Raw genomic sequence first — 21,778 nt, 5'->3', positions numbered from 1 at the left:
CTCTTCTATATTCCGCATTTTGCTGCCGTAAAAATAGTCTTTGAGAAATCCTCTGTTTATATTAAAATTAAGAAAAATATAAATCATATATTATTTGTATTTAATTACATCTTTGTTAATGCATCCTGAATCGAAACCCAGTTGCCTTAAATGTTATCCGGAAGATGTATAAAAGGTTTACAATTTGAAAGACAGGTTTACTTTATCCAAAAATAGTTTTCTTATACCGGTTATCCTCTCCTTTTCGATATTGTCCTGCCCTCTTTTTGTCCTTGCCGAAGAGGTATTGCCCGAAACAAATATTTTTTCCGATTTCCTGAAAGATAGTCGGGCCAGTGATGCCGAACGCAAGTATGCCGATTTTGAGCGTGAAGCTTATGATGTCGGCGAAGCCTCTTCGATGGCGTATATGGTTGATGCCGAAGGGCGGGCCTTCAAATCGCTGGGATGTTTTTTTGCTGTCCTGAGCGACGGTAAAGGGCCTCCGGTAATGTTTGAAAACAGGGAAAACATTCCTGATAATTATGATTTTTACTATAAAAAATCATTCGGCAGGAAAGTCTGTGTCGCGCCTGACACCGGAGAATTTTATCTTTCGACAGACGCCCGGGATAAGGAAACAGGCGGGAAATATAAAGTTAAGCACGGCCCCGTTTATGTTGTCCTGTCTGATGATGAAAAACAGGAATTTATAGTTCTTGATGCCGGCAATATCCCTGGATTATACGCCAAAGGCTGGCAGTTTTTTAATTCCGGCGGAGAAATCATTTATTACAGGCAGATGATGGGTTATACGCCTTATGTCCTTCTTTCCCGAACCCGGCAGGATTCAGATTTTCCCGATATAGAAAGGTATTTCTCTAAAGAAAAGCCGGGATTCTCCGAGTTCATAGTTGCGTCCGGAGGAAAGGAAACATTTGTCTGCGCCCTGCCTTCAAAGGGTTCCGGCCCTGTCTTTACCGGCCGGCATAATATAGAGAATATTATTCCTGTTTTCACTTTTCCCTGCCGGGACAGCGAGTTAAACCAGCATAGATACTATTCGACGGATATCAAAGGGAACAGGTTTGAACTTGACAGGAGGGACCCGGGAATATTCAATTCAACCCTCTATGAAAAAATCAACCGGGGCAAAAGTATGCTATACAGGCTGGCAGAAGTTTATATGGTGGAACTGAAGTTTAACGGCAAAGGTTCGGTGTCCGGGATATGTGTTTACCCTACATTGAAGCAGGCCAAAAAAAGAAGAGCGGAGCTCAAATATAATTTTACGGATGAAGACGGCAATCTTTCTTACGCGTTTTGCGCGGAACCGGAAAAGACTTATGTCAAGCCGGACGCGGATATGGGGAATATGGGAATAGATTATATGTTTTTCCAGAAACCGTTCGAAGAATACCGCGAAATTTATATCGGGGCCGGGCTCGGTTCAAACTCACCTGTAGCGCTAGCGGAAAGCGGGTTTTTTAAATCCGGGAAAAAGATCATAACCCTTTCGGATGAAGACAGCTATTTGGAACAGGGCTGGGTCTTTTTTAATAAAGAAGGTTTTATGCTCAGATGTGACAGCCCCGGTTTCATCGACAGCGCCGTAACGGCGGCGGATGAAAAGGGAAATAAATGGTCTGTAAGACAGATCTATTTTGCGGTCAGGAAAGATGACGAGTATATAGTGGCGTTCGACAGGCGCGATTTCCTGAATAAATTTAAAGAAACGGATTTCTTCGCTTTGAACCGGAGGATACAGGCATTTCAGGAAGTGAAGAAAGCCGATGACAGGAAGAAAGAAGAAGAGAAACTGCTTCGGACACAGCTGCTGCTGAAGGAAATATGCGAGAAAGAAGGCATAGAATGCAGACTTGAAGGAGGGCTGTTTGCCATCACCAACGTTAAAAGGGGGTTGGAAGCGGTCCTTCGGGAAAAACAGTCAAGAGCGGACGCGGTCCTGGACAAGCCGAATGGACAACCCTTAGAACTGAAAGATATTATTTCGGTCAGTGTTATAAACGGGAAACAGGCTCAGGCGGCGTTTCTGGAGTGGCTCAGGAGTGTTGCGGAAATAGATGTGCAAAAATCGGGGGATATAAATGTAATCTTTAAATTCGGGCTTGATTTTGATTTGAAAAGAAACCCCGGTTTCAGCGAAATTTACGGGCTTGACTTGTTTTATAAGTATGACCCTTCAAAATCAGCCAGGGTAAAACAGGCGGAAACAGCCGCCGAAAGGGATGAATCAGCGTACCGGAGATGGCAGTTAAACCGGGCGTTGGAAGTATATGTTAATTACAATGAATTCATTACGAATAAGCGAAAAAAAGAGTTTTTCCGCAGGACAGCGGAAATGTTCCGCGAGCAAACCGGCAGCCTTCAGGGACAGGGAAGCATAATATCCGAAAACAGGAAAAGCCTGGAAGCCGCTCTGGAAATCGCCGAGACGCGGGTGATAGCCTGTGAAATAAGGGAAAAAGAAATCAAACGGGATTTTATAGCGACCGGGCTGGATATTAACAGGGATTATGAACTCGCGGAAAACCCGGTGACACCTGAGGAATTTATAGATATCCTGTCCGGGCTTGAAATCCTTGATGAAAGGATTCCCCGTGAAATCCTTGAGAAAAAACTGAGTATCATATGGTCGGGCCATGTTGTTGATGAGGCGCTGGCAGGCCCGTGGGTATATGTGTTCGGTGTAAGTTTAGGATGGCCCCAGCTTATAAAACCTATTATTTCGATAGACAGGAAGACTGACCTTGATAATTTTGAAGTTACGGCTGAAATGGCAAGAACGGCGATGAGAAGGCATCAGGTGGAGTATCTTGAGACTTCAAAAAGATACAGGGAAGAGAAAGAGCTTATCGAAACCGCTTTACCGCGGATTGAATCACTTATAGAAGATATGGATTCTTATGTGGATATGTTTGACGAAAGCCTCGAAAAAATAAAAGATGAACTTGCGGCCGGTTCTTTACCTCCCGATTTCACCGTGCTTTATTCTTCGAAGGTAATGGATGCCAGGAATGCGCGCGATGAGGCTGTCTGCGCGTTAAATGAGACTAAAGCGTATTATGAGGCAAGGCTCCGGGACCTGAAATTGCTCGATCTGCCGGTAACAGAAGAAAGGTTTGTCGGGGAATATAAACTGGCTGATGTCCTCGATGATATTGTCAGGGAATCCGAAGAAGTCGGAGACCTCGCGCTTTCAAAAATAGATATTGAAGAAGCCCGCCTGAAATTATGGGAAGCAAAGCAGAAACCCCTGGTTTTATTGTCCAAAATCACGCCTTATGTCAGTTTTGAGGCCGGAGACATCAGTTTTAACTCGCTTGCTTCGGTCCAGACAAAAGGCATGGGATGGAAGTATCTTATAGAGTTCCTGGAACTTGATGTCAGGGTGAGCGAACTGGAAAACGAGTATATAAGGCAGAATCTCCGGTATGACGCGCTGAAGGCGTATCAGAATTATATAGATGCCGAACTTAAATTAAAAAATGCTTCGGCTGCTTCCGGCGCATGGGAAGACGCGTTAAAAGCGCTGGAAAATGACCGCTATAAGGGCACTGAGACTTTGCTGGATTGCCTGTCGCGCCTGAAAGTGAGCAGGATTAACCTGTCTCAGGCTGAAAAAGATGTTGAAATATCGAAACAGACATTAGCCCATCTTACCGGAACGGAATTTGAGAAATTGGACAGGGATTCTTTCAATATGCCGGTCGAAAAACCTGATCCTGTTCTGAGGCTTCAGATATTGCGGCTGAGGAAACTGCAGGCGGAGATGATACTTAACATGATTAAATGGGACCGAACAATCGGCCTTGAATCGTTTTTTTCCCTGTCCGAACTCGGCAAGAAAGAAAAGAAACTCGACCTTGGTTTTTATTTCAGCGATTACGTTATGAACACGGTGCGCAAACTCGGTTTCGACGTATGGAAGGAGAAACATATAATCCGCAAATGGGATAACATGATAAACCGGGAAATGACCGGTCTTTACCACAGGAGAAACGACGGGAAGCATGATTTGCGCAACGCAATGGACAAATTGAGGGTAAGTATAGATTATTTCGGCCTTTCATCGGAAATGCTTAAAAGCTCCCAGGAGAAATCCGCTGATATCCTGAATGAAGGCATGATCAGCCCTTATGACATACTTTTCTCCAAAGCGAGGCTGATAGATGCCGGCGACAGTTTAAGAAATGCTTATAACGAATTTATCTGTTCTCTGATTGAGAATGATTATTTTGTAAATGCCGGCGAATTACTCGGGGCTTTCGCGCGCCAATCCGATGTTGCGTCCGCGGCCGAACTGGCTTCCGTGGAGGATTTTAAGAGATGGGAAAGCCTTATCAGCGGGCTCGGCGACGGGCTCGGAATATTATTATCATACAGGTCTGAGGACAGGAAAAAGTGGGATGAAACATTCCAGGCGGTCGGCAAATGGAGGGTGAATATAGCCGAAGATATCGGCAGGTGGTATGCCGCTGACAGCAGGTACCGCGCGGCTGAGGCCGAATCCGGAAAAGCTTTTATTGAGGAAGTAAACAATATAGTCAGCCTGGCTGTGAGGTATGAATATGAAAGCGCAAGACTGGAGCGCATACAGGAAGAAATAGATATTTTACGCTCAGCCGTAGATATTGCCTCTTCCATGCTTGTCGACGCGAAAGATTCATCGATGGAGGATAAACTCTTCAGGGCGCAGTTGTTCCTGTTCAACAAAGAACGGCAATTCGCCGATGTGCAGACTGAGCTGAAGAAGCTGAAAGAGCATATTATCGGCAATATGATAAAGACGGGTGAATTTGCTTATATACTCCCTGACGGGACACTGAAGCCGGTTGAGCTCCATTCCGTCACTGAAAAGGAATTTAACCATATCTGGAAAGAGTACAGGAAAAAACACCCTTCTCTGAAGATGATGAATGCTTATCTTGATGAATCCCGCGCAAATTGCGTTGCGACCGATCCGTTCCTGAATTTCTTCATTCCTACGGTGGAGATATGGTTTTCACTGCCCGATATAGTGACAAACAGGGAAGACGAATGGGTTTCTTACGACGGCAGTGAAAAAAATAAAGATGTGAGCGCGACGGCGATGTGGACGATATTCGATGCGGGTAAAAGGGCTTCGGAAAACATAAAGGCTACTGTCGAGCACAGGAAAAATATAAGAATATTGGATTCCCAGTCGAATTCCGTAAAAAGAACGCTGGAAATAGAGCTGGAATCTGTTGATACCCGGATGAGGATCGTCAATATCAGGAAAAACGCTTTAGATAAAGCGCAGGCGAACATTTCTTCCGTGCTGGAAAGGTATAGGCGTTTTGATACGACCGAGGATGAATTGATAGTTTCTCTCGAGCAGTGGGAGCAGGCGTATGCTTCTTACATGGATGCCGCGGCAGATAATTTTACCAGATGCGTTGCGATGGCTGAGATTTTTAACTCCATGGGAATAGACCTGGTGTCCGCGCGGGAAACCGGCGATGAGGCTGTCAGCCGGGTGGAAGAGACGGACCTGGATATTAAAATCGAGCCGTATGCCGGCAGTGATTTAAAAGCTCAGACTGTTGAAATGGAATGGGAAAAAGACAGTATTTTTATTTCGTCGGTTGAGGAGATACTGAAAATACTCGGGCCGTCTTCGGTGGATATCATCGAGGAAAATGAATGGGTGCGGATTTTTGCCGGCATATGCAGAATACATAAGATTCAAAACACGGCGGATGCCGTTGAACATATGAAACTGGCGATAAACCGGCTCCCGGTGATTTTAGAGAGGTATAATGATCTGGCCCTTGAGGTTAAGGGCAGCAAAGATTACAAGAGACTTAATACCGCTTTTCCCGATTTTTTCGGCACATTCTTCTATCCTCTTACGACCCAGGAAAAATCCGGGCAGGTTAATAACCCCGAGAAAGGTTCTTATCCGCTGCTTTTCAATGTCCTGGGGATGGCCGATTATCTTGTTTGCCTTGAAAGGAGTTTAGACATCACATGGGCCGGATACAGAAGCAGGATGACGGCCGGCGATAAGGTGGAGAAACATCTTAAAGAGTTGTTTGAAACGTTAAGCAGGAGAGGAGCCGGTTATGAAATATGGAGAGTCCGGCTTGAGAACCTTATTGACCGGGTATGCCTGCCGCAGACCAATGAGCAGAAAAGAGCAAGCAGGGTCGAAGTCGTCCAGACAGTTTCTTCGATTATGGGCAGGCCGTATGAACCTGACAGCAGAACTGATTCGATAGCGCTTGATTTGTTTTTCAGGTATATATACGAGAAGAATATCTCCCCTGCGGAGCTCGACGGCAATTTAAGCCGCCTTGAAAAGATCAAGGGAATTTGCGAGCAGAATTTTGTCCCCGAACCGGGAACAGAAGATTTTTACCGGAATGAGATGGCCGCATATCTGCGTTATCTTATTCGGCAGCGTGAAATGTTATTGAAGAAAAAGAACAGGAGTTTGAGCGATGAGATAAGGATCGAAGAACTGGAAAAGAGGATAAAAGTCGAGGAAAAGATTACTTATGAGGCTATAACCGCGGTAGCTGTGCTCGATATGTTTACCGGCCTTACAGAAGGCATTATAGAAGAGGATGATTTTGAGGAAAACCTGGCGTTTATGCAGAAAGAGATAATACCTATAATGAAAGGCCCTGACGGGAAATTTATCGAAGGGTTCGATTATCCTCTCTTTGACGCTGTGCACCTTGCAAACAGCCATTTAAAAGCTTTTCCTTCCCTAGACGCCGAAGGCAGAAAAATAATTTATTATGTTGACGAAAGGACGAATGAAATAATGCTTTTTTACCGGGATGAAAGGAATCCCCGGAAAATTTATAAGGGCCTTTTTGACCCTGTTGCGCATAAAGTCAGGGGGTGGCTGTTTCAGGAGTGGAATGAGCCGAAACAGATACGCGACTATAAATTCGAAGTGCCGGACGGGACAAACGTCATGGTAAAGCTCGGCGACAGGCTTGAAATAAGCGAATTCAACAAACTCGGCGAAAAAATAAAAGACGTTTACCTTTATAAGGAAAGGAATAAGGAGAAACTTACTGTTTCGCGCGAGATGGTAAGTATAGATGAAGTGCCCAACAGGAAAGTCGAAGAGACGTGGGTAAGCCTTTTTGATAAGAGAGGCGAGATAATACTTTCTCAGGGTTGGATAGCCGGGCTGAATAAATCGATTAACGGATTGGTTTCAACCGAAGGGTTTGCGGAACCCGTGCTGAAAGAATACTATAAATTCGAGCCGAACTATAAATATACCGATGCCGGAGGTAAAACATATTCCGTAACAAGGATGGAAGGCGAAAGGTATAACATACTGTCCGGAAAAGTGATGTTCAGGCAGAGCCTGCACTCAAAATTCCAGCCCGATTACGGAAAGGATGTCCTGGTTGAATCGGTTATAGAAGATTCCGGTATTTCCGAGAGATACACGTTCATGACTGCTTATAAATCCCGTGAAACCGGGGAAAAAGATGAGAGGGGAAGAAAAATAATAGAGATAGGCGAAGAAGAATACATAGTTTCCAACCTGGGCCGAAAAGATGAGAAGAAACGCCTGATGATGACAAGCAGTTACATATACAGGGGCGTAGATAAGGAAACGGGCCTGGATGCGTGGGAACAGGTCGAGTACCATGATTATTCCACCGGCGCGTGGATGAAACTCGGCGGATTTGTTATGGTTGACGGTGTTAAAATGATTACCCGTTCGGGAAGAGACAGGCTCGGGCATAATTATACGGAAGTCGGAGGCACTATTATACAGTACGGGGCGGAAGGGAGCCCGACATTTGTGCCTACGCCTCTTCATAAAATACGTTATGAGGAAATGCTCCCGTGGGGAGATGTCAAAGTCGTATATGACAGGGATTCTTCCGTGACAGAGATATTTAAATATTCGGACGGGCCGAAAGAGTTCAAGCCCATCAGGATGGAAAGCAGTCTTATCGAAAAGGACGGAGAAGAGATAAAAAGGACGGAACCGCGGGTTATGCGGGACGGAACCGTGTTTGACGGCGAAAAATTTATTTTTCCCGGAAATTTTTCTTATAAGCCCGACCCGGGCCGGTTCCCCAAAGAAGTATTATACAAATTCTATGTAAAACAGGAATATGACGAGCAGAAGAAAGATTTTGTTGTTACCGAAGAGCACAGGATTATAGAGGACAGGGAGGAAAAACTTTATTACAAGGTAATGTTTGACGCCGTTGAAAAGGAGATTGAGGTTTATGAGTTTTTGCCTGAAGCTGAGGTGACGATGTCCGACGGCAGGAGGCAAAGCCATAAAAACGTGATGAAATCACTGATTTATGACAAGGACGGAGAGCTTACGGCGGAAAGGTATCACAGGATAGTCTATGACAGGTACAGCAGAAGCAAAGACGTCTGGTATTTCCTTCAATCGGACGAATTGCTGGAAAAACCTCTCTACGATTACGGGCAGGCGGAACAGATAATAAGGATATTTATAGTCGACAAAGGCATCCTTTATCATGAAGACGGCAGCACCACCGTAATTGAAAAATGGTCTACTGTCGACGGGAAAGAGCCTGAAATCACCGAAAATTATTTAGTCCACAAAGATTTTCTCGGCGATGTGATATCCCTTGATTCGAACGGGGTTTATAAAGATGAAAACGGGCGGGAAAAACATTTTGTCCCTCAGTCTTATAAATTCGTGACTATAGATAAGAATGCTTTGAAAAAAAACAAGGAGCCGGTGTCTTTGATGGATTTCAATGACGAGAAAGCGGCGGAAGTATATTATGACAGGGAGACAGATTCCATAAAATCGAAATTTTACTGTTCGGCATGCTATGAAAGGGTATATCAGTTAAAATTGCCGGACAGGTTTAACTGGATAGTGCAGACAAAACAGGATACGAAAAAGATAAATAAATCATTCGGCTTTTATGATATATACGCCAAGCCTCTTTATCAGGAAATCTTTACTGTGCCTTTATCGAAGGGAGAAGGGCTGAAATACAGGTGTGACGCTTTGATGTTCAATGAGGAAGACGGCACGGTTACGGAATATTTTACTATGATTGACCCGAAAACAGGCGGCGTAACGCCGGTAGCGGAAAAAACTTCTATATTGATCAGGCAAAACAGCCCTGAAGAGGAAGATATCTACCTTGTTACGGAAAACAGGTATTTCCTTAAAAAAACAATACAGAAATTTACCTATGAAATTGATGAGGAAGGTAATGAATTATGGGATTCGGTGGCATTTTTGAGCGGGGCCGGGGAAGCCAGGTACCCGGGTATAGATTATAACAGGATGCCTCTTGCCAGCAAGAAATGGGAAATGAATGAAGACGGCACACAGGGAAAACTGCTGGAATACGATAAATTCCTATATTATCCCGTGAACGACCGGCAGGTTATAATAGAGATGACCACAAGAAGCGGAAGGGACGGCAAACCGGTTCCTCCCGAAGAATCCCTGCAGGAAGGGCAGAAATGTGTAGCGTATATAACCGATCTTGCGGAAGATTCCTATTCGTTTAACAGGATGAAAGTGGTTCTCAGCGGCAAGGAAAGAGGCCAGTGGACGTTTGAATATCCGGAAGATGAGCCGGATGTAAGAAGAGTGAAGATCCCGGATACGGACTCTTATGTGACTATATACCTGGAAAGGAATCCCGAGACAAAACTTTATTCGATCAGCCAGTCATATTACGGAAAAGGCGGATTTGAATTTTTTGACGGCGTGAGGGATTTCGTAAAGGTGTATATACCCCAGAACCTTATAGACCCGGTTACAGGCGAAATAACCGATGTAGGCAGGCTGACTGACGAGATTCAGATGCTGTCCGAATATAAATATGATGAGATGGACAGGCTTTCCAGAGAGATAGATATGACCACGGGAATAAGGAAAGAGATCGATTATGAGGGAGACACAAAGAAAGTAAGTGAAGTTAAGACATATAAAGGCAGGAAACTCATTAAAAAAGTCGATTATGATACCGAAACCGGCAAGAAACTGCTCTTTGAAAGCCCCGAGATGAAAGTCGGGCCTATTCTCGAAATTGTGGAGAAAGGCGGACTTCTTGACAGGGAGAGAGTAAGCAGGAAATATTACTATCGGGATAATACGGCAATTGTAAATATGATGGATGAAAGAGGCATTGTTTACTCTGTGCTGATACCCATGGACGAAAACGGCAATTATTACAGGGGACGTTCCTTCTATATTTATGATAAAAGGCTGACATTTGAAGAACTTCCAAAGGAAAAACCCATTGCCGAAATAAATCCGGATGAGCCTGTTGATATCCGTTCGGAAGAATTCGCGAGGCAGGCATGGATAGTAATGGGGGCTATCGGCGGCGTGTTTTCTGAAGATGAGATAAAGAATATAGATGATATACTGATAAATATGATAGGGGATGCGATGCTTGTTGAATACAGCAAGGCGCTGGAAAGCGGCGTGGATTTTTCCGGTGTTGAAAAGATATGGGAAATCCATGACCCGTTTTCTCTTTCCACAATGCTCAGGAGCAGGCTTTTCAAGGAACTGGAAGATCTTGTGGACGGGAAATACGACTCTAATTTCAGCGAGATAGAGATAAGGCGCAGAAGCAAATATATATCGATGTTGTTTAACCTGTTCAGGAAAATTTACTTCCGGGAATTTGTGAAAATCAAAAAACAGCCCGAAAACTACCAGTATGACATACTGTTTACAAGGAACATGCTTCTTGAACAGGCGGAAGCCTATAACTTTATAGATTTGTATAATGATTTAAACCCCGGAGAGAAGGAACTTATCTCTCTTGTTAAATCTTCTTCGGAAGGGCTTGACACTATAATTAAGTATGAATTTGTTTCCGCTAAGGATAAAAAAGGCTCTCCCTTTGACCTGAGAGGCAGTAAAGTTGTATTCCTGATTGCCACAGGCATGCCGGGAAGGCACGTGTTGAGTTTTATTTTTGAGGATGCTACGGGAAAAAGAAGGATAATGCAGAGAGTCATAGAGGGGCAGAAGTACCTTGACGCCCTGAATGAAAAGGAAAAAGGTAAATTCTTTACGCGGGTTGTGTTTGCCCCTGATTCCCTTGACCTGGAGAAAAACATATTTACCGCCGAGAACTTTATGCCGGATAAAATAGTAAGTTTCTCGATAGTATCCGATTCTTTGAGGGATATTAAAGATAAGGAAAAATATGAGATAGATAACGCGAGGCTTGAAAAGCCGAGGTTTGAAGAGCAGAAGGAAAAAATACAGGAAGGAATAGTAGAGTTTAAAACTGAAGACCTGAAAAGCAGGATGGTTGCCCCGCCTGAAATAACGAGAAAGATGCAGCCTGATTCCAGGAAACTCTCCGACCTGTACCTGAGCGACACTTATGCCGTATATTATGACCTGACCGATGCAAAAGGGAACCCTGTTAATCTTGACGGGAAAAACGTTTTTATCAATTGGCAGATACCCGATGATTTCAGAAAACAAAAGACAGAAATCATAGTTTCGTTTGTGGATGTATTCGGCAATGTCAGGAATTCGGTCCTTTACACCGATAATAAAGGGAGTCTTGTTTTCAACAGCAGGTGCCTGTCAACCGGCGATTTTAATGCTTTCAGGGTTGTAATGTTAAAATTCGAGATCAGGAAGAAAGCTTATCTGCGGGCTTCCGTCACCGGTAAATTTATTTCAGGCGAATTAACGCCGTGTATTGCTTTCAATGGCGCGGAGGTGTTATAAATTGGAAAAAAATATATCTGACATTAAAAATTTATTGAGTCTCCATATCAGGGCCATTGACCAATGGGTTGAGAACATGGGTGTTGATTTTACCCGTATGGGCTCCCAGCAGGATGATATGGGTATTTTCCCTCCGGAACTGAAAAAGAGCGATGCCTGGTGGAATTATAATTTTGACGCGAACCCGAGATATAATCTTGATATTGCGTATAAGACCCTTAAATTTATTGTTATAGCGGTTATTTCTTATATGGCGGGTTTTCCCAAAATAGTTAATTTCCTGCCGTATCTTGCTGTTTTCGTTATATTTGCCGGTGTTAACTGGCTGCAGTTGTTGAAGGGGGTTGCGCTGTCTGTTGTTTTCTTCTTCCTGCAGTATTATAACCCCCTTGAAATAGCAGGCCCTGATATGAGTATTCTGCTAACGGTGCTGTTGTTTTCGGTGTGGAACTCTTCATTATTCATCAGGTACTATATGAGAATCGCAAAACCCCGGCGATTCATAGATAAACAGAAGAAAGAACTCAAAAGGCTTCTATCTATACTCTGGATTGTCAGGTTCGGGAATGAGAGCCTTAAACTTGTCTCTGCAATCGATATTCCCCCGAGTAAGGACGCCGCTGTTGAACAGAAAGAAAAAATACTTAAGGACTTTATCAAAGAGGTTGTAAAACTTGTTGACGAGAACGCTAAGGATTATGTCGTATATACATCAAGGTTTTACAGGAAGGAATATATAGACGTTCATGAGTTCAAGGAGCATCTTGTCTGCGCCTCCGGGGGGAGATGGTTTGAATTATTGAAAGATCTGGACAGGCCGGTCAGGGCGCGCAACATAAAAGGAGGGGAACTGCATGAGTCGGGGAATATAGGAAGGTCGGACAGGTTCGGGGCGACTATGGACGGGGCTATATCCCAGATACAGGAACTCCTGCAGAAAGAACACAGCGAATCGGATATGGATAAGTTCAAAAGCGTATACGGGATGGTTGTATTTATACCCGCCGTTATAATTGTGCTGCTGCTTGCCGCGGCTGATTTCAGTTTCCCGGTAAAAGTGTTCTCCGTCTTTTCGGTATACGTCTTTGCCCTGGGATTGTTCTCAACGCTGCTGGGTTCAAAAGTTAAGAATAATTTTGTGCTTATTTACCCCGCTAAAGATATGAGGGGGATTTACAGGGATTATCAAAGGCTGATATACAGCACGGACACGCAGAAGAACCTTAAAGCTATTGATGTCAGAAGGTTTCTTATCCAGATAAGGGCTGCCCTTTACAGGCTGAAACCCCATAATCTCAACCATGATTCCCTGCAGAGGGCTCTCGATATAGAGATACCGGGAATGGAGAATATGAGAGACAGCGGTATAGTCCGTAACTTCCTGAACGCTTTTCACCTTACCAGGATCGAAAAAATCCCGTTTAAAATATTTACCCTTTCAAAGACGGTGTTGTTCCTTACGGCCGTCGGATTCGTGTTTTATCTGATAGGCACTTTATTCATAGCCCTGGTTACAGCGGCGTACAATTTACTTTCTACCGGGAATATAGGCACGCTGTTTCAGAAAGGGTTTGCCGTATTCGAGGCTGTGAGGCTTAATGCCGAAGGATATCCTTTATGGTCGCCGGAAGTCGGTTTCCAACTCTTTATTTTTATCCTTCAGATATTCTTCGGAATACTTATGGTCGGCAGCGCCACGCTGTTTATAGGCAAGTTTTCATTTTACTATCTGGGAAGATTCGCAAAGTTGTATCCCGGACAGAAAACCCGGAATGAAGAATGCCATAAACGTTATATAGCCTCGATTGCCGTATGCGTTATATGCCTTTTCCTGCTTATGCCGGCGGTGGGAATACTCGCATTGACAGTGAAGATGCTTTTCGCGGCGGAGATTATCAGGTCGATGTATATGCTGATAATTGTTCTGCATGCCAGGCACAGGTTTAAAGCGATATGCGAAGATGACAAGTTATACGAAGGCGCGGATGAGGATGAAAGGGAAAAATCGTTCAGAAATTTTGTTGATACCCTTTTAGGCAGGATTGAGAGGGAAGACAGGGATTTGATAATTCTCGCGAATAAATTCAGGAAAGAGGATCCGGCGGGATGGAAGGAAAGGCTCTCAAACCGGCAAAAAATGCGGTATGAGAAGCTTTTTGGCAAGGGGGCCGCGCCGTCAGGTTCGGTTTATGAGATGCTTGATTATGACGGGTTGAAAAAGAATTATGACAGTCTTGGCAAAAACGGCCTGCTGGAGAGGATGTCCTGCCCGGGGTTCGATGAATTGAAGGTTTTTCTGCATGGTAAAGGCATATCCCTGGATGCCGGCCTGAAATTATGGAAAGCGCAGGAAGATATAGATAAGTATTTTAAAAATGTTACCGCGTATGAAATCAGGAGTTTTCTGGAAATATCCCATAATGAGAGGAAAATAATCTTCTGTTATGACATCATTCCGCGTATGACTCCGTGGATAGTCGCTGTGGGGAGCGAAGAGACGGTTTTCAAATTAATAAAATCGCTTCTTGCCCTGAGATACCCTCTTAAGAAAGTGAAATTCATATTTGCCGGGGAAAACTGGTCTAAAAATGTGTTGAATAATCTAAAAGTAAAAGGTGTGGTGCCGGAATACGAGATGTTTATAAGGGGAATGGCTGTAAGGGAAGACGGCAGGAAGGAAGAATCCATGCCGGAAAATATAAAACACAGCGGGTTCCTGCAAAAACTTCACTGGTTATTATTTGTAAGGCTGCCCAAAGAACCGAGCCAGCCTTACACAAAACCGGGAGCCAACACATCGGTGCTGCACGAGTCCGACGGTATCGCCGGAATAATTTACGACGTTGAAGATATTCCCAACCAAAACCAGCTGCTTCAGTTTGTTCTGGGAACATCGGACGGTATTTTGAATGTCAGGAAGTTAGTCGAATCGAAAATAGCTCCTCAGATCGAAAAAGCGCCCGAATCCCTGTCTGAAAAAGATGCCGTCGGAATAACATTGAAAAAAACATCGGGGATTATTGAAGGCATATTGCGCCGGTACGCCAACCTGCTGAAAAATGAGGATAAAGTAATATATAACAGGTTTAATTTTAAGAGAGGGCGTGTTCTTGCGAGGCACCTGAGATATTTTTGTAATAATACACTGAAATCCCTGCTCGAGATTACTTCAGGCGACAGAAGATATTTTTCGACAGCCATGTTATGGGAAAAGATAAAACGCCTTGACGCGGAAGCGAATGACAGGAGCAGGCCGGTTAAAAAAACTGCCAGAACCGGGTTGAGAAAAATGATTAATTTATACGTGACTCTCTGCAATATGCCGGGCTACGGCGTTTGCGCGACGGATTATATCACGGGGAGGATAACATTTGATAGGTTTGTCAAATCCCTGATTATCGCCGAGTATAAAAGGATAAACGAACCCCGAAACGGGCAGGGGCGGCTCGCTAAAATAACAAACGCTTTGCATGCCGCAAAAGGACAGATAGCCGCGTTTATGTTCGGTGAATACGCGAGTTGGTATACCGCCGGATGGGACGGCCTTCACGCTTCAAACGACGCGTTTAAGCCTCTGGGCGGGACTACGGGTTACTTTTCGACCGAACCGGTTGAGGAAATCGACTGGAAAGATAAAACAGTTTCCGGGAAATTAAACATAGAAGGCGAATCAAAAGAAATTGAACACCACTATAATCTGAAAAACAGCCTGCTTACTCTGGGAGGATGGGATGAATTCCAGGTCGCCGAAGATTATATGGTGGGGCTTGTGCTCTGGTGGTACGGATTCAATGTTTCCGGTTTCTGGAGCCTTACGCCCGAAGACCCGTCGGGTTTTGAGTCTGAAGTCGGGTTCAAATTCAGGCCCAAGCAGATGTCAAGATGGATGAAGGGCTATATAATGGGCCTTATTATTGTTACCGAAAATTGGAGCAATTTTTCCGAACTCTGGAAAAGAAAAGGGTTATGGGGATGCGCGACGTTCTGTATTCCCACTCTTTTCAGCGCGGTCCAGCCGTTTTTATTCCGCGTTGCCCGGATGCTGTGTATTTTCTGGTGGATATATTTTATTCCCGTAAAATCCCTGTGGGAAATGGCTCTTTCATCCCGGATCGCGCCCATCGCGTTGTTTATCAACGGGCATTCCAGCATAGTCCAGTTTCTTGAACGCGTGAGAAAATCCATAGGAATATATACGCCCACAGTGCTTAATTTCTTTTCTGTGGGCGGATGGGCATGGGTGATAGGGCCCTGTCTTATTCTTATACCAATCTTTATTTACAGGTATTTTACTATGAGAGGAGTTAAGGAAGGAGTGGACGATTATCTCGGATTAAGGGCGATTATAGACGAATACGACAATATGATTGATACCCTGCAGTCCAGAATCAGTTCAGGATATTCATCTGATAACCGGGCGCTTTTGAACGCATTGAAAGAAATGGAAAAAAGAAAAAGAGTTGTTGAGGAAGGAAGCCTGGAAGAAGCCGCGGGCGTTGTTTCCGCAAGAAAGTTTCTTTTGGCAATAGGCCTTTTCATGGGTTCCTGTTTTTCTATTCTGGTTTCGGGAAATATTTTCCGGTTATTCATTTTTACGGCCGTGTTTTCTTTCATTATCTATTGCCTGACGATGATGCTGGGGCATATATATATAAACGCGGCGGGCAACCAGGTTATAAACGGGGTAAAAGAAAAAGCCGTAAGGGCCATGAGGTTCAGGGCCGCGATACCGAATTTCTTTATAGATTTTTATCATATGCTCTATATAGCCGGGAACAAGATCGCCTGGCAGGAAGTGATTAAAGGCGCAAACATCGGCTACTGGTGGAGGACGCCGAGAGCCGTGGACATATTAAATGAGGCGGTGGAAAGAAACGAAAAGAAACTCAGGAAAACGGATATTCCCGGTCTGGTGAAAAAGAAACTGTCCGGTTTCAGGTCCTGGTTTATTTACGAAGATATTGAAAGAAGCCTTGAGAATTTAAGGCTTGACCTGCGCCTGTACCGGAATTACGGGTTTATGCTTTTGATGACATGGGTGCTGATGGTAGGGCTTCGTTTCGGTTTTCAGGTCCATTTGTTCAATGAAATGGTTATAAATTCTCTTGTGAAAGGCAGGAATGCTTCGTATACATGGAATCTTGTCGTAATATGTTCGATAGTCCTTGTTATCGTTGCCTGGAAATCTCTTTATAATTTCAGGTTTGTCACCGGCAGATGGAAAGAATTCCATATGAAACAAGCCTGGATACCCGAGCGGGAACCGAAGATAAGAATTGTGGATTTTCTGGACAGGATCGTTACCGCAACCGCAGTATTTGTGTTAATAACCATATTGGCCTTTTCGTACAACAGCTACAGGATACCGACAGAAAGAATACAGGCTATAGGCCTTAAGACGCCTCTCTGGGCTTTAACTGAAGAAGAGAAAAAAGTTTTCGCCGCGGTTGATATTTATACGCCCGGCAATTTTAATAATAATATCGGGTTTAATATAAAAGGGTCATTCCACGATGTGGGATTCTGGACCGGCCACGCGAGGACTGGCTGGGCAACGGCTGAAGGCGCCATGGAATTGGAAAAAAGATTAAGGGATGAAGCCTCAAGGGGATCGAAACTGGTGCGTTATATGCCTGTGCTGGGGGACCTGAGGTCAGGCGCAAAATTTGATGACGGTTATATTACATTTGATAAGTCGGCGGAAGAGGATATCGCGGTGTTCTTTGCAATTGTTGAAAAGGTAAGGCGCGATTATCCTGATTTAAAGGTGATACCGGTGCTGTTGAGTTTTCAGATAGCCGACGGGACTTCTGTCGAAAACGGTATTACGGTGGGAGAGCATCCGGAACTTTTCACCCGGCCCGAACTTCGAGCCCGTTTTGTTGATGAAATTGACAGGCTGTTCAGCCCGTACTGGGATAATGAAGCTGTTTTTGCCTGGGATTTATTCAACGAACCCGAGCTGACTGTTGTGGATATGGATGATATCCGCTCTTTCGTCAGGGAATCGGCGCTCAGGATACGCAATAAAGGCGGAAAGGTTACATTGGGGAGCAATACGGTTGACGATATGCTTGCTTTGTGGGCCGGGTCAGACCTTGATATCCTTCAGTTCCACTTCTACCAGGAAGGTTCCTCTTCCCTGCCTGATGCGTATGATATTGCGGATGAAATGGGTATAACTATAGACAAACCGGTGTTTGTCGGTGAATGGGGCGTCAGGGCTTCGGACGGCGCGGGCAGGGAAGCCGGCGACAGAGAAGTTGACGGCGTCCTTACCGAAGCGAAAGAATACGGATACATAGGATTGCTCATCTGGCAGGATGATTATTACGGCGTTGCCGATAGGAATTCACTCCAAAAATTTGAAGCGGGTTCTCTGCGGAAATAATTTAAACTTGACTTATATCCGGCGCTGTTTTATCATTCACTATTAACTCAATTGAATTAGTAGTAAATAGGAGGTTTTATGCGGCTTTCAACCCGTTCGAGATATGGTGTGCGGCTTATGTATGACCTGGCGTGTTCTTACGGCGGCGGGCCTGTGCTTTTAAAGGATATCGCCCGGCGGGAGGATATTTCGGAAAAATATCTCAGCAATATAATTATTCCCCTGAAAGGATGCGGTATGGTCAGCTCGAGCAGGGGCGCCCACGGGGGTTATGCTCTGGCTAAAGCTCCCGATAAGGTAAAAATAAAAGATATAATCGAGATACTGGAAGGGGATTTATGCCTGGTTGAATGTGTAAAAAACCCCGGCATCTGTAAGCGTTCGCCGTTTTGTTTAAGCAGGGATATATGGGTTGATGTTAAAGAAAAAATGGATGACGTCCTGAATGCCGTGACATTGAAAGATCTGGTTGATAAGAATAAAAAGAAAAAATACAGGAAAAAAGGAGGACAATTAAAATGAAAATTGAGACACAATTACTGCACGCGGGACAGGTAGCCGACCCGGTTACAGGCGCAAGGGCGGTTCCGATATATCAAACTACATCCTATCAGTTTAAGAGTTCAGACCATGCGGCTGACCTTTTTGCCCTGAAAGAATTTGGAAATATATATACGCGGCTGATGAATCCCACCACTGATGTTCTGGAGAAGAGGATTGCGGCTGTTGAAGGAGGCATAGGCGCTCTTGCGACAGCAAGCGGCCAGGCGGCTATTTCACTGGCTTTGCTTAATATTGCCCGGGCGGGGGATGAAATTGTTTCGGCGGATAATCTTTATGGAGGAACCTATACACTTTTCCATTATACATTCAAGCGATTGGGAATTAAGGTGAGATTTGTTTCATCAGGAGACTTAAATGGATTTAAAAAAGCGATTAACCCGAAAACAAAAGCTGTATACGCGGAGTCAATAGGGAACCCGAAGCTTGATGTTACGGATATCGGGGAACTGTCGGCTTTAGCCCATGAAAACGGCATCCCTCTTGTGATTGACAATACTGTTGCGCCGTACCTCCTGAAACCGGTTGATTTCGGGGCGGATATTGTCGTTTATTCCGCCACAAAATTTTTAGGCGGTCACGGGACTTCTATCGGAGGGCTTATTGTCGACTCGGGAAAATTTGACTGGACAAACGGGAAGTTTCCTTTGATTTCCGGCCCTGACCCGAGTTATCACGGCATTGATTTTGTCGAAGCGCTGAAACCTCTGGGCAACCTTGCTTACATAATCAAAGCAAGGGTGACATTACTGAGGGATTTAGGCCCGGCGATGTCTCCTTTTAACGCGTTTTTATTCCTGCAGGGCATTGAGACTTTGCATCTTCGTATGCCGAGACATTCTGAAAACGCCCTTAAAGTCGCGGCTTATCTTGAAAAACATAAATTAGTGGACTGGGTTAATTATCCCGGACTTGGCTCAAGCAGCCAGAGGCGGTTATCACAGAAATATCTGCCGAAAGGAGCCGGCGCCATAATAGGGTTCGGCATTCAGGGCGGAGCCTGCGCCGGAAAAAAGTTTATTGATTCATTGAAATTGATATCGCATCTTGCCAATATAGGAGACGCAAAGACTTTGGCTATTCATCCCGCGAGCACGACCCATCAACAGTTGTCAGGAGAAGAACAGCTGGCGGCGGGAGTTACGCCTGATTTCATCCGGCTGTCGGTCGGGATTGAAAATGCGGATGATATCATTGACGATATCGAACAGGCTTTAAATAAAATTAAACCTTAAAGGGGGATGTTATGAGGATTTTTGAAGATATCACTAAAACTATCGGGAATACTCCTCTGGTCAGGATAAACCGCCTGAATAAAGGCGGAAACACGGATATCCTTGCCAAACTTGAGTTCTTTAACCCCCTGTCGAGCGTGAAAGACAGGATCGGGCTTTCAATGATTGAAAAGGCGGAAAAAAAAGGATTACTTAAAAAGGGAATGACTATTGTAGAGCCTACAAGCGGAAACACCGGTATAGCATTGGCTTTTGTAAGCGCTACCAAAGGTTATAAGTTGATACTTACAATGCCTGATACCATGAGTTTGGAAAGAAGGAGGCTCCTGGCCTTTCTCGGCGCGGAGATTGTGCTCACTCCCGGAAGCGAAGGAATGTCCGGAGCTATAAAAGAGGCCGGACGGCTGGTTGAAAAAACGCCCGGCTCTTATATGCCCCAGCAGTTTGAAAATCCGGCTAATCCCGAAATACACAAAAAAACCACCGCCAGAGAGATCTGGAGGGATACGGAAGGCAGGGTGGATATACTGGTGAGCGGCGTGGGAACGGGAGGAACGATTACCGGAATATCCGAAATAATAAAGAAAAAGAGACCTTCGTTTAAAGCAATAGCTGTTGAGCCGGCGGAATCGCCCGTTCTTTCGGGCGGGAAGCCGGGCCCGCATAAGATTCAGGGTATCGGGGCGGGATTTGTTCCCGGTGTTTTAAGGACGGATTTAATAGATGAAGTCGTGAAAGTCAGCAGCGAAAACGCTGTAGATACCGCCAGAAGGCTTGCTAAAGAAGAAGGGATATTAGCGGGTATCTCAAGCGGGGCGGCGGCGTGGGCGGCTTTGAAAACGGCGGAAAAACCGGAAAATAAAGATAAGCTTATCGTAGTGATATTTCCCGATACGGGTGAACGGTATTTAAGCACGGATTTATTCACCGGTATGAAAGACGTATTTTAATGGATGTATTTGAAAAAATCAGAGATCTTAAAAAAGAGAGAAACGCGGTTATCCTGGCCCATAACTACCAGCGTCCCGAAGTCCAGGATATTGCCGATTATGTAGGGGACTCTCTGGGCTTAAGCATTGAAGCCTCAAAGACGGGCGCGGATGTTATTATCTTCTGCGGCGTATATTTTATGGCGGAAACCGCGAAGATACTGTCTCCCGGCAGGAAGGTGATAATTCCCGACAAAAATGCGGGCTGCCCGATGGCTGATATGATAACGGTTCAGGAATTAAAGGAACTGAAGAAGCAGTACCCTCAGGCCAAAATACTCTGTTATGTGAATACTTTTGCGGAGGTGAAGGCTGAATGCGATATCTGCTGCACTTCATCCAACGCGGTCAGTGTTATCGAAAAAGCTTTTAAGGAAAAAGACGAGATAATATTTATTCCTGATAAATACCTTGCTTCTTACGCTCAAAAGCAGACCGCCAGAAATTTAATTTTGTGGAACGGGTACTGCCCCACGCATATTAAAATCCTTAAAGAGGATATTGACAGGGAAAAAAAGCTGCATCCCCGCGCCGAAATACTTGTCCATCCGGAATGCACGTCGCCTGTCATATCTTTGGCTGACAAGGTGCTTTCTACCGACGGAATGTGTAAATACGTCAAAAAATCGGGGGTAAAAGAATTTATAATCGCCACCGAGCCGGGAATAATACACAGGCTTAGAAAAGAAAACCCTTCCAAAAGATTCTGGCCGGCAAGCGGGATATCGGTATGCCCGAATATGAAACTTATCACTCCGGATAAAATCCTCAGGTCGCTTGAAACTCTGGAGTATGAGGTTGCGCTTCCCCGGAAAATACTTTTGCAAGCGGGAAAAAGCATTGATAAAATGCTTAAATATAAAGATTGAACCAAGGA

General features: G+C 44.6%; 6 protein-coding genes. All 6 read left to right on the top strand.

Going from position 1 to position 21,778, the window contains the following annotated elements:
- Positions 1 to 184: 184 nt before the first annotated feature.
- The 6 genes from M0R36_01320 (at position 185) to nadA (ending at position 21,770) form a co-directional block, all read left to right on the top strand.
- Complete coding sequence (locus M0R36_01320) at positions 185 to 11,725, top strand: hypothetical protein (GenBank protein MCK9554450.1); 11,541 nt, start codon at positions 185 to 187, stop codon at positions 11,723 to 11,725.
- Position 11,726: 1 nt separating this feature from the next.
- On the top strand, positions 11,727 to 18,116 hold the full coding sequence (locus M0R36_01315) for a hypothetical protein (GenBank protein MCK9554449.1): 6,390 nt from the start codon (positions 11,727 to 11,729) through the stop codon (positions 18,114 to 18,116).
- Positions 18,117 to 18,194: 78 nt separating this feature from the next.
- Positions 18,195 to 18,638, top strand: a complete 444-nt coding sequence (locus M0R36_01310; GenBank protein ID MCK9554448.1) for an Rrf2 family transcriptional regulator — start codon at positions 18,195 to 18,197, stop codon at positions 18,636 to 18,638.
- Positions 18,635 to 19,912, top strand: coding sequence for an O-acetylhomoserine aminocarboxypropyltransferase/cysteine synthase (locus M0R36_01305; GenBank protein ID MCK9554447.1), 1,278 nt, complete (start codon positions 18,635 to 18,637; stop codon positions 19,910 to 19,912). The genes M0R36_01310 and M0R36_01305 overlap by 4 nt, the downstream gene beginning before the upstream one ends.
- 11 nt (positions 19,913 to 19,923) lie before the next feature.
- Complete coding sequence (gene cysK, locus M0R36_01300; GenBank protein MCK9554446.1) at positions 19,924 to 20,862, top strand: cysteine synthase A; 939 nt, start codon at positions 19,924 to 19,926, stop codon at positions 20,860 to 20,862.
- Positions 20,862 to 21,770 carry a quinolinate synthase NadA gene (gene nadA / locus M0R36_01295; protein ID MCK9554445.1) on the top strand — a complete coding sequence of 303 codons (909 nt, stop codon included), beginning with the start codon at positions 20,862 to 20,864 and terminating at the stop codon, positions 21,768 to 21,770. The genes cysK and nadA overlap by 1 nt, the downstream gene beginning before the upstream one ends.
- Positions 21,771 to 21,778 lie beyond the last annotated feature (8 nt).

Source organism: bacterium (assembly GCA_023228325.1).
Classification (GTDB): Bacteria; Auribacterota; UBA6266; order UBA6266; family UBA6266; genus UBA6266.
Note: the sequence above shows the minus strand (reverse complement) of the source record. Positions and strands in the feature narration are given on the sequence as shown.

What these genes read in the sequence shown, in the direction of transcription:
- M0R36_01310 (MCK9554448.1), top strand. Translation starts at nt 18,195, where the DNA reads ATGCGGCTTTCAACCCGTTCGAGATATGGTGTGCGGCTTATGTATGAC.
- M0R36_01305 (MCK9554447.1), top strand. Translation starts at nt 18,635, where the DNA reads ATGAAAATTGAGACACAATTACTGCACGCGGGACAGGTAGCCGACCCG.
- cysK (MCK9554446.1), top strand. Translation starts at nt 19,924, where the DNA reads ATGAGGATTTTTGAAGATATCACTAAAACTATCGGGAATACTCCTCTG.
- nadA (MCK9554445.1), top strand. Translation starts at nt 20,862, where the DNA reads ATGGATGTATTTGAAAAAATCAGAGATCTTAAAAAAGAGAGAAACGCG.